General features: G+C 33.1%; 12 protein-coding genes. 9 read left to right on the top strand and 3 right to left on the bottom strand.

Annotated elements, in window-relative coordinates:
* Positions 1-153 precede the first annotated feature (153 nt).
* From polA to QWY92_RS02615, 3 genes are all read left to right on the top strand, one after another.
* Positions 154-2,997, top strand: a complete 2,844-nt coding sequence (gene polA / locus QWY92_RS02625) for a DNA polymerase I (RefSeq protein ID WP_290268374.1) — start codon at positions 154-156, stop codon at positions 2,995-2,997.
* 91 nt (positions 2,998-3,088) lie between these two features.
* Positions 3,089-4,561 carry a DNA cytosine methyltransferase gene (locus QWY92_RS02620; protein WP_290268373.1) on the top strand — a complete coding sequence of 491 codons (1,473 nt, stop codon included), beginning with the start codon at positions 3,089-3,091 and terminating at the stop codon, positions 4,559-4,561.
* A gap of 142 nt (positions 4,562-4,703) precedes the next feature.
* The gene (locus tag QWY92_RS02615) at positions 4,704-5,825 is read left to right on the top strand and encodes an HNH endonuclease (protein WP_290268372.1); all 1,122 of its coding nucleotides are present in this window, start codon (positions 4,704-4,706) and stop codon (positions 5,823-5,825) included.
* Here QWY92_RS02615 and QWY92_RS02610 read toward each other — a convergent pair.
* Positions 5,822-6,115 carry a hypothetical protein gene (locus QWY92_RS02610; protein ID WP_290268371.1) on the bottom strand — a complete coding sequence of 98 codons (294 nt, stop codon included), beginning with the start codon at positions 6,113-6,115 and terminating at the stop codon, positions 5,822-5,824. The genes QWY92_RS02615 and QWY92_RS02610 overlap by 4 nt on opposite strands.
* A 190-nt stretch (positions 6,116-6,305) precedes the next feature.
* Between QWY92_RS02610 and QWY92_RS02605 the strand changes: the two genes are divergently transcribed.
* A complete protein-coding gene (locus QWY92_RS02605; RefSeq protein WP_290268370.1) occupies positions 6,306-6,461 on the top strand; it encodes a hypothetical protein in 156 nt (51 codons plus the stop codon).
* A gap of 3 nt (positions 6,462-6,464) precedes the next feature.
* Here the strand turns inward: QWY92_RS02605 and QWY92_RS02600 are convergent, their stop codons facing one another.
* A complete protein-coding gene (locus QWY92_RS02600) occupies positions 6,465-7,271 on the bottom strand; it encodes a TspO-related membrane protein (protein ID WP_290268369.1) in 807 nt (268 codons plus the stop codon).
* A 107-nt stretch (positions 7,272-7,378) separates the two neighbouring features.
* The gene (locus QWY92_RS02595) at positions 7,379-8,446 is read right to left on the bottom strand and encodes a methyltransferase (RefSeq protein WP_290268368.1); all 1,068 of its coding nucleotides are present in this window, start codon (positions 8,444-8,446) and stop codon (positions 7,379-7,381) included.
* A 696-nt stretch (positions 8,447-9,142) separates the two neighbouring features.
* Here QWY92_RS02595 and QWY92_RS02590 point away from each other — a divergent pair.
* The 5 genes from QWY92_RS02590 to QWY92_RS02570 are packed head-to-tail and all read left to right on the top strand — an operon-like array spanning position 9,143 to position 14,324.
* On the top strand, positions 9,143-9,967 hold the full coding sequence (locus tag QWY92_RS02590; protein WP_290268367.1) for a nucleotidyltransferase domain-containing protein: 825 nt from the start codon (positions 9,143-9,145) through the stop codon (positions 9,965-9,967).
* 2 nt (positions 9,968-9,969) lie between these two features.
* On the top strand, positions 9,970-11,412 hold the full coding sequence (locus tag QWY92_RS02585) for a B12-binding domain-containing radical SAM protein (RefSeq protein ID WP_290268366.1): 1,443 nt from the start codon (positions 9,970-9,972) through the stop codon (positions 11,410-11,412).
* Positions 11,405-12,187, top strand: a complete 783-nt coding sequence (locus tag QWY92_RS02580) for a class I SAM-dependent methyltransferase (protein ID WP_290268365.1) — start codon at positions 11,405-11,407, stop codon at positions 12,185-12,187. Before QWY92_RS02585 ends, QWY92_RS02580 begins: the two co-directional genes overlap by 8 nt.
* Entirely contained in the window at positions 12,184-13,575 is a 1,392-nt protein-coding gene (locus QWY92_RS02575; protein ID WP_290268364.1) for a B12-binding domain-containing radical SAM protein, read from the top strand. Before QWY92_RS02580 ends, QWY92_RS02575 begins: the two co-directional genes overlap by 4 nt.
* The gene (locus QWY92_RS02570) at positions 13,572-14,324 is read left to right on the top strand and encodes a class I SAM-dependent methyltransferase (RefSeq protein WP_290268363.1); all 753 of its coding nucleotides are present in this window, start codon (positions 13,572-13,574) and stop codon (positions 14,322-14,324) included. Before QWY92_RS02575 ends, QWY92_RS02570 begins: the two co-directional genes overlap by 4 nt.
* The last annotated feature ends 3 nt before the right edge of the window (positions 14,325-14,327 follow it).

Below are 14,327 nucleotides of genomic sequence, written 5' to 3'. Positions count from 1 at the left end.
TTTCACGATTGATTATCAATTATTTAAATCCAAGTCTTAATTTTTCATTCTAAAAGCGAAGTTTTTTAGCTTCTTTTATCCGACAACAATGGATTGCTTCGGAATTTTAACAATAACTTTTCGTAGTTTTGAAATTCCATCAAAATAAATAAAATGTCCGATAACAAACGCGTATTTTTAGTTGATGCTTTTGCATTAATTTTCCGTGGCTACTATGCCTTTATAAAGAACCCAAGAATAAACTCTAAAGGCACTGATACCTCAGCTATTTTAGGATTTATGAACTCACTTTTAGACGTAATTAAACGTGAGCGACCAGACCATTTAGCCGTTTGTTTCGATAAAGGAGGCAGTGCCGACCGTGTAGAAATGTTCGAGGCTTATAAAGCCAACAGAGACGAAACGCCTGAAGCTATAAAAATTGCAGTACCTATTATCCAGGAGATTTTAAAAGCCATGCACATCCCTATTATGGTGAAAGCAGGTTTCGAGGCCGATGATGTTATTGGCACCCTAGCCAAACAAGCTGAAAAAGAAGGTTACCAAACTTTTATGGTAACGCCAGATAAAGATTTTGCACAGCTGGTTAGCGAAAATATATTTATGTATCGTCCTGTTTTTGGTGGCGGATACGAAACTTGGGGCATACCCGAAGTACAGAAAAAGTTTGAAGTTACCGACCCCTTACAAGTTATAGATTTTCTTGGCATGATGGGTGATGCCAGTGATAATATTCCAGGATTACCAGGTGTTGGCGAAAAAACCGCTAAAAAATTCTTAGCCGCTTATGGCTCTATGGAAAACCTTTTTGAACACACCCACGAGCTAAAAGGTAAAATGAAAGAGAAAATTGAAGCGAATAAAGAACTCGGTTTACTTTCTAAAAAATTAGCAACTATTATGCTGGATGTTCCGGTGGCATTTAATGCGAAAGATTTCGAGTTAGATCAACCCGATATTCCGAAAGTTACAGAGATTTTCGAAGAATTGGAGTTTAGACGCCTTATCGATAATTTCACCAAAACCTTTGCCGTTAAAACGGAAGATGCTTCTACCCAAACCGCAACTAAATCAACCGAAAACAAAGCCACACCAAAAGAAGAAGCTTCGGCTGGTGCAGGGCAATTTTCGCTGTTTGGTGGCGATCCGGCAAACGTAACCGAAGTCGTTACCGAGCATACCCGAAAAACGGCCGAAAACACCTCGCATTTTTACCAAAGTGTGGCTGAAGGTATGGGCACAAAATTATTTCTTAAAAATTTAATGAGTCAAACCTCGGTGTGTTTTGATACCGAAACTACGGGCTTAAACCCACTAACCGCAGAACTGGTTGGTATTTCATTTTCATGGGAAACAGGAAAAGGATTCTATTTACCGGTTCCGGAAGATAAAACCGAAGCCCAAGCCCTTATCGAGCAAGTGCGTCCGTTTTTTGAAAGCGAAAGCATCGAGAAAATTGGTCAGAATTTAAAATACGACATCAAAGTTCTTGCAAAATATAATATTGAAGTCCGCGGTAAACTTTTTGATACCATGCTGGCCCATTATCTGATTAACCCAGATATGCGCCACAACATGGATGTCTTGGCCGAAACCTATTTAAACTACACGCCAATTTCCATTACTGAGCTTATTGGTAAAAAAGGAAAAAACCAATTATCCATGCGCGATGTGCCTCTGGAAAAACAAACGGAATACGCTGTTGAAGATGCCGATATTACCTTGCAACTCAAAGAGCATTTTACAAACGAACTGGGAGAAGCCAATACTCAAAAATTATTCGATGAGATTGAAATCCCGTTACTTCGTGTGCTTGCCGCAATGGAATTAGAAGGGATTAATCTTGATAAAGATTTCCTTAATTCTTTAGCCGAAGCTTTAAATAACGATATTCAAACTTTAGAAAAAAGCATTTACGAAGCCGCTGGCGAAGAGTTTAATATTGCCTCGCCAAAGCAATTAGGTATCGTGCTTTTTGAAAAACTAAAACTGGTAGATAAACCTAAAAAAACTAAAACAGGACAGTATGCTACAGGCGAAGATATTTTATCTTACCTCGCTAAAGATCATACTATAATTCAAAATATTTTAGATTACCGTGGTTTAGCAAAACTGAAAAGCACTTACGTCGATGCCTTACCGCTACAAGTAGAACCATCTACAGGCCGTGTACATACCGATTACATGCAAACCGTTGCCGCTACAGGCCGTTTAAGTAGTAACAATCCCAACTTACAGAATATACCAATCCGTACCGAGCGTGGTCGCCAAGTGCGTAAAGCCTTTGTGCCAAGAAGCGAAGAGTACACGCTATTAGCTGCCGATTATAGCCAAATAGAATTACGTATTATTGCCGCTTTAAGTAAGGAAGAAACCATGATTTCTGCCTTTAAAAACGGCGAAGATATTCACGCCTCTACCGCATCTAAAGTATTTAATGTGCCTTTAAATGAAGTAACACGCGAGCAACGTAGCAACGCTAAAACCGTAAACTTCGGGATTATCTATGGCGTGTCTGCCTTTGGGTTAAGCAACCAAACCGATTTATCGCGAGGTGAGGCCAAAGAACTTATTGACACCTATTACGAAACCTACCCAAAACTACGTGCATACATGAGCGAGCAAGTCGATTTTGCACGCGATAATGGTTATGTGCAAACCGTTTTAGGGCGTCGTCGTTATTTAAAAGATATTAATTCTAGAAATGGCGTGGTGCGTGGTGCCGCAGAACGTAATGCCGTAAACGCGCCTATACAAGGTTCTGCTGCCGACATTATTAAAATTGCCATGATTAATATTTTTAACAAACTTAATGCTGGTAATTTTAAAACCAAAATGCTCCTACAGGTACATGATGAATTGGTTTTCGATGTGTACAAACCTGAACTCGAAAGCATAAAAACCTTAGTGAAAACCGAAATGGAAAATGCTTATACATTAGACGTGCCATTGGATGTTGAAATTGATACTGGGTTGAACTGGTTGGAGGCACATTAGTGGATTTAACTAGAACAAAAAACAAAATATAATAAGCTATATTAATTTCCATATTTTTGGACTACTTTTGTCCTAAAAATTTATATTAACTATGACAGTAACTTTTGGAGAATATATAAAAAAACGTAGAAACGAACTTGGTTTTCCTTTAAAAAAGGTAGCTGCTTATTTAGACATTGATACTTCTACTTTAGGAAAAATAGAGCGTGAAGAACGAAATCTTTCAGAAAACCTTTTTAGTCCGCTTGCCGAAATATTGGAAACAGAACAAAAAAACGTACTAAATCATTATTATTCATCAAAAGTAACTCAAGAAATTAAAAACTACCCACATTATAAAGAGGTACTAAATATTGTGGAAGAACAACTAGAGTTATATTTTTCAGAAACAGAACACGAACAAAATTGGACTGAAAAAGAGTTTTCTAATCCTAAAGCTAAAATTAGAGTTGCAACGATGTTTTCTGGCATTGGAGCAATTGAATACTCTTTTAAAAGATTAAAATTAGAATCTGAAATTGTATTCGCTAGTGATATCGATAAATATGCTAAACAAAGTTATTTCGCTAATTATGATATTGAAGAAGAAAACTGGTATGATGATGTTCAAAAAATACAAGGCAAGAAATACAAAGGAAAAGTAGATTTATTAGTTGGAGGAAGCCCGTGTCAATCATTTTCAATGGTTGGAAAAAGGAAGGGATTTAAAGATACTAGAGGTACGCTTTTTTATGAGTTTGCAAGAGTAGTAAAAGAAAGTCAGCCTAAAGTTTTCATTTTTGAAAATGTTAAAGGATTGATTAATCATGATAGTGGAAACACATTTGAAACAATTAAAGCAACTTTTGACGAACTAGGATATAAATATTTTTATCAGGTTTTAAACTCCAAAAATTATGGAGTACCACAGCATAGAGAAAGAATTTTTGTTGTTGGCTTCAAAGATAAAAAGGTGAAGTTTGATTTTCCAAAACCCATTAAATTAGAGTATAAAATGCAAGATTTTCTTGAGGATTATACAGATAGTAAATATTATTTAAAGGAAAAGGGGGTCAAGTTTGTTACAAGTTCTAAAAACAGAAAAAAAAGATATACCCAAATAAACGGTGATATTGCTATTTGTCAAAAGGCTAATCAGCAATTTAACTGGCATGGTGATTTTATCTTTGAAAGTCAAGAAATTCCTGAATTCAACGAACTAGTATTTGATGTAAGTGAAGTTGAAGAAAAATATTACCTTCTTGAAAAAACTAAAAAATATGTTTTAACTGAGGGCACAAAAAACTTTAAAACGTCTATTAAAACAGATTTAGAAGTTGCAAGGCCATTATTACAGTCAATGCATAAAATGCATCGAGCTGGTGTAGATAATTATGTTACTCATAATAAAGGCAGAATCAGGAAATTAACACCAAAAGAATGTTTACGTTTAATGGGGTTTAGAGATGACTTTAAACAAGAAGTTAGTGACACTCAAATGTACAGGCAAGCAGGAAATAGCATTGTTGTTGATGTGCTAATAGCATTATTGAAACAAATGGATATTACTAAATATGGTATATAAATAAAATAATTAATAAATACCTGACAGCAGCTAATAACTTAATTTGAACTTAAAACTAATTAATTATCAATAATTATAGACTTTTATTACATTCGATAAAAACTTAACGAATCAACAGAACAAAAAAGCATATAAACTATTTATGGAAAATCTACAGAAAATTAAAATTGAAGGAATAGAATATTTTATAATCGATTCTATTCAAGATTTTAGAGCAGAAGATAGTTTTATTCATAGAAAAAATAAGTTATCACAATTTAGAGGAAACGGAGAATCAAAAAAGCATGTTGGAACTTATAATGGAGAAAAAGGTGAATTAATGTCTAATTTCTTTAATTATGAAACATGGGGATTAGAACATTATGATTCCAATAAAAAACGAAAAACATTCTTTTCAGCAAAAGAAAGCGGTGCTTTGATTAGCGAAAATAAATGTTTTTTTAGTAAAACTAATTTTCAAAAATACTTGAGAGATGCTAAGACAGAATACTTTGCTCAAGAACAACATTATCACAATAACATTAGCGAATATTATAACGAAAGATTAAAAGAAGTAGACAACCTTAAAACAAATCAAATATTCTTTAGTATTTATGATGCTTCTGACAATATCTCGCAGAAACAAAATAGAGGTTACATTCGTTCTGATAATTTTATATGGAAATTATGGCGAGAATTAATACTCCCCAGTATAAGCTATCTATCAATTTTAAAACTAATTCCAGTCGAAAATAAAAATGAAGAACCACTATTCTATTTTAGAATCCTATTAGACTATCAATTTAGGTCTTTTGTACATCCAAAATCATTAACAACTGAAGAAGAATTAGAAAAAGTAGAAATTGAATCTGGAAATATAAAAAGAACATATCGAAAAGGTTCAGAAAAATATCGACGTGAAGTTATTAATTATATGCCTCAATGTCCTTTTACAAAAATTACAGATGAACGTTTATTAATTGCAAGTCATATAAAACCTTATAGTATTTGTATCAAAAATAACGAAAATGACCAAGCGTTAGATTATTTAAATGGACTAGCTTTATCACCTACTTATGATAAATTATTTGACCAAGGTTACATAACTTTTACTAACAGTGGAGAATTAATATGTGGAACACAATTAAGTTCTTATACTTGGGAAAAACTTAGTATTAATCCAAATGCGAAAAACAAAATGAGAATTTTTCCCGAAAACAGAGAAATATACTTAGACTATCATAGAAATTACGTTTTTCAGGATGACATTAATGATTTACTTTAAAATAAACCATGATCCCCATGCTTAAGATAATAATCCAGCTCTAAAGTTTGCCCTTCATCAACCTCTAAATCTTCAACTAGCATAATACTAGTTGATGGAAATGACAATCCAGTATTTAAAGCTTGGATTTTTGCTCTAGATCTATTGCCATCTTCAATATACTCAAGAACAATATAAAGTTGCTCCGGATCTTCATCATGATTCGGTGTGTGAAATTTTACTATTTGCCCTCTTCTATTTAGTTTCATAATATATTTGTTTTCAGCAAAAATAGAGCCTAAACAAACCATAGTCAACATACAATTAGTAGCACTTTATTGATTCTCTAAAATTTGACTACTCGTAATTTCAATAGATTGTTCTATTCCTAAAGTATTCCTTAATTCAACAAAAAAACTCCCAATCCAGTCAAAATAAATTTTCATCAAGTCATTCAACAATGAACTTTATCCATAATTTGTTCTTAAAAAGATATAAATTATGATCATTACAAAAGTATTAGGACTTACAAGTACATTAACAAGGAGTAAAAAAGCTAAAATTGCAATTCTACTAATAGAAGTCGCTGTGTTAGCACATGCTGTAGCTACAAGAAAAGGAAAAACTCAGAAAAAATTAAAAAAAGTAAAACGTTAGGCTTTAGTTTTTCCTAGCATCTAGATACTCCTTACACTTTATCGCTGGATTTGTTTTTCGGTTAATAAAGGCATGCGTAGAGCTGCTTATAATTAAAATTGCAGCAGCAACTCCTGCAGTATAAGCTACAGTGGTATTGGCATTGCTGTTAGCTACATAAATAGCAATTAGAGCCCAAGCACCAACAAGTGCAAACTCGCGCATGTTTCGTTTCCAGGTAACCATTAAGTTTATTATGGTTGCAATACCTATTAATGCGATAGTCCAAAATGTTGGCGACAAACCGAAACCATCCCAATTGTATTTTACTAAAACGGCCGATACGTTTGCAATACTAGCCACGGTAATCCAGCCACTATAAATTACAAAGGGCCACCATAAAAACAGAATAACAGAAATTGAAGCATCGAACAATTCCATTTTATTTTTAAGCACAATTTGTAATAACGCAAATAGAATGATAAAAATAAATATGGACGATATTAAGGTATAACCGTAAATCCAGGTTACAATCCAAGCACAATTAGCAATACAAGAGGTTAGAAACCACCAACCTGTTGTTAAAATAAAATCGTCGTTTCTAACTTTTACAAATAGACTGCGCCCTTGGTAAACAATAAACCCTAACAAGAGTAAATAGATTATTCCCCAAATGGAAAACGCATAACCTGCGGGAGTAAATAAGGTGTTATAATCTTTAGAAACTTCCCCTATAGTGGTGTTATTTAATAAACCTGTGTTAGACAAATAGTTCATTACAAGAACACATACAAAAGCGACACCGTTAATTATTTGTAATTGTTTTTTCATATCAGTAATATAACTAAAAAATAAACGTGTAGAAAATGGTTTACAAAAAATTTCGATTCCATTTTTAATTATTGTTACAGCCTATGGCAAATAACTAAACTATAAGTTTAAGCATGCACCAATTCCCAAAGTTCTACCATTTCTTCGCCACGCCAATTTTGATTGCGCTTGGTTTTATTGGAAGCAGATTTCACTGACTTTCTTAAACAGTTTTCTAATTTAAAACGTCCGCCTTCGGCTAGTTCCTTTGCTATGGGATGTACTTCTGTAACGTTGGTAATTTCGGCTAAATTGGAAAATATAATCACCAGTTTACCATCGGGTAATAATCGTTTTTTAGCTTCAGTAAAAAAATCTAAAAATAAGTTTTCGTTATAATAAATAGCTTCGTCATTGGTATCCATATCTTGAGATACAGGCAACCAAGGCGGATTAAAAACAATGAGTTCAACAGGTTTCTCCCACTTGCCAAAAAGAGGTGCGAAATCGAGTTCTATTTTCCGAGACATTTTAGTATCTCCCATAGATTCCGTTAAGCCAACAATAGCATTTGGGTTTGTATCTGTTCCAAAAACCTTCTGAAAACCATGTTTAATTAATTGAAAAGACAACACACCACTACCAACGCCAACATCTATAGCCAATTTTTTCGCGCCACTATAACGCTTCAACCAATTATCAAACACGATTAAATGATCGAAACGTGTTGGAAAATAAACCCCATAATACGGATGTATTTTATTTCGTAATACAGGAAGCGTTATACCGTTAAGGTGCCATTGCCACGCACTATTTAATCCTTGCACTTTGGTGAATGGTAATAAAAAACTTTGATGTTCTGGATAAAGTTTTTCTAACCAACCAATAGCAGGCGCCTTTTTTACGGTTAGTTTATGGTCTATAATTTTTATATAAATAAGACTAGACAACTTTCTAAAAGCCGAACGATTTGCGCGTTGCTCATTAAAAGTCTGTCCTGGAAATTTATCCTTTAGGTGCTCTTGCAACGCTTTAAGCAACTGTAAGCCGTTACTATAAAACTCGGTTATCAATACAGGTTTATCAGCTTCTAAGCCTTTAATAATACGCGCAATATCAATAGAGCGATTAAATTGTGGCAAGGGTTGTTCTGAAAAATAAGGCACGGGCTTGTTTACATATATATCTGTAATCATCGTTTATTATAAATTGAAACGGATTGCAGAGTAATGACATGAGCAAGTCGTAGATTAATATCACTATAAATAGTTACTAACTAGTAATCAGGCATTAAGTTGACCACTAGTGTTTAGATTAATCAAAATAGAGACTTTAAGAAAAAAGTCTTTAACATCGCCAAAGTGTGAACGAAAGAATAATTAATATCAACAGATAAATAATACTAGCGCAAAGATACTTCTTTAAACGCCATTGTAACATAAAAGTATTCTCAACCTCTGTATTACCAATAAAACAGCTACCATGGGTTTTTCTTTCTTTTAAATTTACTTAAAAATACAATATCTCCTTAAGTATTTTTTTCAGCCTGTGTTTATTTTCATCTTTATATTAAAATCTCAAAAATGATAAAATTTCACTTCAACATGCCATTAAATATTACGTTTAACCAGATATCAATACATAACACATTCCAACAGAACTAAGAGTTGCACAAAAAATAATCAAAAAAAATACATATTTCGCAGAAAAAAAGGGGCAGTTTTATCATAAAACCAAATAACACACATGAATCGGAATCAAAAAAAAACTGTAACTTAGCGTATAACTTATTTTACATCAAAAGATAGAAAATTACTACCAACTTGAATAGTTTACAGCCCATACTATATTTTTCAATCTTTAATTACCCATTAACTAAAGATGAAATTTTTTTGTTTTCTAAATCTAACGACGCTATTGCTTTACAAAAAGAATTAGTAAAACTAAAATCACTAAACATTGTTAAAGAGTATAACGGTTACTTTATCTATAACAATGACGAAACTATTGTAACAAAAAGAACAAAAGGAAATGCACATGCCAAAAACATTATGCCTAAAGCTTTAAAGCAAGCTCAATTTATTTCAAAATTCCCTTATATCGAAAGTGTTAGTATTTCAGGAGCTCTCTCTAAAGGCTGTTATGATAATGACGGCGATATCGATTTTTTTATAATTACAAAACCTAATAGGCTTTGGATTGCCAGAACCCTACTAATACTCTTTAAAAAAGTATTTTTACTAAATTCAAAAAAATACTTTTGCGTTAATTACTTTATTAGTAAAAACGACTTAGAGATTAAAGAAAAAAATCTCTTTACAGCCACAGAATTACGCACGCTAATACCCATTACAGGAAAAGCCGTATTTTCTAAATTTTTAAAGCAAAACACATGGGCACATAGTTACTTGCCGAACATAAATAATCAGCAAGTAGAAGTAGATACCACCATAAAACCGTTTATAATTTCTAAATTCATAGAATATATTTGCAACAAAAAAATAGGAAATCGCCTGGAAAATCACTTTAAAAACCTGACCTTAAAACGTTGGGAATCGAAATTTAAAAACATAGATAAAAAAGAATTTGAAATTGCATTAAAATCAACCGAAACTGTAAGTAAACACCACCCACAAAATTTTCAAAAAAAGGTAATGGATGCTTTTAATGCTAAAAAGGCCGAAATAGAAACTACGCATCATATAAACGCTTTTTAACTATGGACTCTATTCTTTTTTCGCATTCGTATTTTTATAAATTCGACAAAAAACAATGGGATAACAAAACCCCTTTCCCTCCTTTAGGAACCATTTACGCGGCTTCTTATTTAAGAGAAAACGGATATACCGTTTCCTTATTTGACACCAACTTGATAGATGCTCCAACAGGGATTATCACCAAATTAAAAGCCGAAAAACCTCAGTTTTTTGTACTTTATGATGATGGCTTTAACTACCTCACCAAAATGTGCTTAACCACTATGCGAGAAGCCGCTTTTAAAATGATAAAAATGGCAAAATCTGAAGGCTGCACCGTAATTGTTAACAGCTCGGATGCTACAGATCATTTTGAAAAATATCTTAAAAATGGAGCCCATTATATTATCCAAGGAGAAGGTGAAGTAAGCTTAAAAGAATTAGTTAATACGTTATCTAGAAACGAAAACCCTTATAATATTAAAGGTATTGTTTACATACAGAACAATACCATTGTAAAAACACCCAAACGCATTGTTACTAAAAATTTAGATGAATTTCCAATACCTGCCTGGGATTTGGTTGATATTGAAGCCTATAAAAAAGTATGGCAACAAAGCGGAAATGATTTCACCTTAAATATAGCCACCACCAGAGGTTGCCCGTACAAATGTAATTGGTGTGCAAAACCTATTTATGGTAACCGTTACAATTCGCATTCACCCGAATACATCACAAAACATATAAAATACCTTAGCCAAACTTATGGCGTTAACCGTTTTTGGATGTGCGATGATATTTTTGGATTAAAACCAAAATGGGTACAAAACTTTAATACAGCACTAAAAAAAGAAAAGCTTTCTATTTCATATTACATACAAAGTAGAGTTGATTTACTTTTAAAAGAAGATACTATCGATGCTTTAGCAGAAAGCGGATTGGAAGAAGTTTGGGTAGGTGCTGAAAGTGGCTCACAAGCTATTTTAGACGCAATGGATAAAGACACTAGTGTGGCACAAATTTATGAAGCTACGCGCCTACTAAAAGAAAAAAATATTCGTGTCGCCTTCTTTATTCAGTTTGGATATCTCGGTGAAACCAAAGAAGATATTACGAAAACCATTAGTATGATTAAAGAACTCGTTCCTGACAATATTGGAGTTTCAGTTTCCTATCCTTTACCAGGCACCAAGTTTTACGACAAAGTAAAAGACGATTTAAAACTAAAAGCCAACTGGAGAGATTCCGATGATCTTGCTATGCTTTTTAAGGGCACTTATAGTTCTGCTTTTTACAAAAAGTTACAACGTTACGTGCATAAAGAATATAGAATTAGCCAAGGCATACAAAACTTAAATAAGTTTAATTTAAAAAAGGGCAAATCCATACTAAAATTAGCGTATTATGTACCTTCTGCTTTTATAGATAAAATGCAATTAAAAAATATGAAACCTACAAATGGATAATGATTTCGACATTGCAGCCACAAAATATGATGCCACATTTACATTTTCTAACATTGGCAAAGCCCAGCGCCATCGTGTTTATAAATATATAAAGCCCATAATACAAACAGAAACACAGCTTAATATTTTAGAGCTTAACTGCGGTACAGGCGAAGATGCTATTTGTTTCTCAAAATTAGGACATCAAGTTATTGCTACAGACATTTCAGAAGCCATGATAGCGGTTTCTAAAGCAAAAAAACATTCTAGTAATTTAAAATTTATAGTTCAAGATATAAATACACTACACGAAACTTCGTTTAATCAAAAATTCGATTTTATTTTTTCAAATTTTGGAGGATTAAACTGTTTATCTAAACCACAATTAGAGCAATTCCTAAAAAGTGCAAAAAAACTACTAACTCCAAGTGGAAAGTTAGTATTGGTTATTATGCCTAAAAAATGCCTTTGGGAAAACCTCTACTTTTCCTTAAAAGGAGATTTCAAAAAAGCAATCCGAAGAAATACCAGTAAAAGTTTAGAAGTACATGTAGATGGCGTTACTGTTAAAACATGGTACTACAATCCTGAAGACATTATAAACTTAACAACAAATAGATTTTACATAAATAAAATAAAACCCATTGGTTTAGCCATTCCGCCTTCATATCTTGAAAATTCAATTTTGACAAAAAAAGTAGTGTTATCAATATTTAAAGGAATAGACGCAATAGCAACTCCAACCTTTTTAGCAAAATACGCCGATCATTTCTTAATAGAACTTCAACTTAAATGAGCATTGTATTAACACATTCGTATTTTCTAAATGAAGATGATAAGGAACAAAAAATAATGAAACCTTATGCGCCTTTAGGCTTGCTCTACATTTCTGGCTACCTAAATGCAAACAACGTAAAAAACCATGTTTTTGATTCTACATTTTACACAGCACAAGAGCAACTTCTTTTTTTAAAAAAAGAACAACCTAAAGCCGTTGCTATTTACACCAATTTAATGACTAAAATAAACGTTATTAAATTAGTTAAAATTTTAAAAAACGACGCGATATATGGGTTTCCAAAAATTATTTTAGGCGGCCCCGACCTTACCTATAATTTAGAAAACTACTTAAACACAGGAGCCGATTTTATTATCATAGGAGAAGGTGAACAAACCACCTTGGAGTTATATAGTGCCATTTTAGCCAACAAACCACACAACAACATTACCGGTATTGCTTATTTAGAAAATGGGATGGTAATAAAAACGCCCCCCAGAATAAAAATGAAAAGTTTAGAGGAATTACCTCTACCAAATCGAGCGGCTATTCCTGTTGATAAATATTTAAACACATGGAAAACGCATCACAAAAAAAGCTCCATGACCGTAAGCACACAGCGTGGATGCCCCTATACTTGTAAATGGTGTAGCACTGCTGTTTATGGACAAAGCTATAGACGACGCCCTGCAAATATGGTCGCCGAAGAATTAAAATACCTTAAAACAGAATACAACCCAGATAGCATTTGGTTTGTAGACGATGTATTTACCGTTAGCCATAAATGGATAAAAGAATTTCATGAAGAAATATTAAAGCAAGACGCTATAATTCCTTTTGAATGCATTACCAGAGCCGAGCGTTTAAACGATGAAATTCTTGGACTATTAAAAGACATGGGATGTTATCGTATCTGGATTGGTGCCGAAAGTGGTTCGCAAAAAATAATTGACGCCATGGACAGGCGTGTAGATGTTGATGTCGTTAAAAGTGCTATTCAAAAAACCAATGCCCTTGGTATGGAAACAGGTACATTTATTATGGTTGGCTACCCTGGTGAGGACGAACTTGATATAAAAGAATCAATTAGATATCTAAAAGCCGCCAACCCTACACATTTCACTATTACAGTTGCATATCCTATTAAAGGAACATCTTTATACACCGAAATTGAAGATAGAATAATAAGTAAGCCCAATTGGGAAACCTCAACAGATAGAGATATTGATTTTAAACGCACTTATTCCAGAAAATTTTATGATTTTGCAGTGCGTTTAATTGTTAATGAAGTTAACTATAACAAGGAACTACTTAAAGGAAAAAACCGCAATTTAATATCGTGTTTTAAATTAAAAACAAAATCCATTTTAGCACAATCGGCAATGAAACTATACAAACTACCATGAATTTCAGCGATGTTACTAAAATAAATAGCGTTTATTATTTTACTCCTGAAAATCAAGTATTTTCTGAATGTTACTTGAAAGTTCGCGAAAAAGAACGGCGCCTGTTTACCGATGCTGAGGTTGAAAAACTACCGTATTCGAAACGGTACGAATGGCCTCTACGTGTAAAATCTACAACACGTTTTACAACCTACTTAGCTTCTAAAAACAAAGCCTTAACTATTCTAGATATTGGCTGCGGAAATGGCTGGTTTTCTAATAGAATAGCAAAGGTTTCTAGAGAAAACAGCGTGATTGGATTAGACATAAATCGTGATGAGTTAGAACAAGCTGCAAGAGTTTTTAACTCTAACAACTTAAATTTTGTATATGCAGATATCTACAAGGTTTCCGATATTTTTAAAATGCAGTTTGACATTATCACCATGAACGGTGCTATTCAATATTTTGAAAATTTTGAAGCATTAATCAAACAATTACAGTTATTTTTAAAGCCAAAAGGCGAAATTCATATTATCGATAGTCCTTTTTATAAAAAAAACCGCATTACCAACGCTAAAGAACGTACTAAGGCATATTACACAACACTTGGCGTTCCTAAAATGGCTAAAAACTATCATCATCACAACCTTGATAATATTCGTAATTTTGAAACTCTCTACAGCCCCAACAACAAACTCCTAAACAAGGTTTTAAACAAGAAAGACTCCCCTTTTTCATGGTATCGATTCATCAAAACTAACTCATAAACT

This window comes from Algibacter miyuki, from assembly GCF_030409805.1.
Taxonomy (GTDB): domain Bacteria; phylum Bacteroidota; class Bacteroidia; order Flavobacteriales; family Flavobacteriaceae; genus Algibacter; species Algibacter miyuki.
This window is presented reverse-complemented; position numbering and strand designations above follow the sequence as displayed.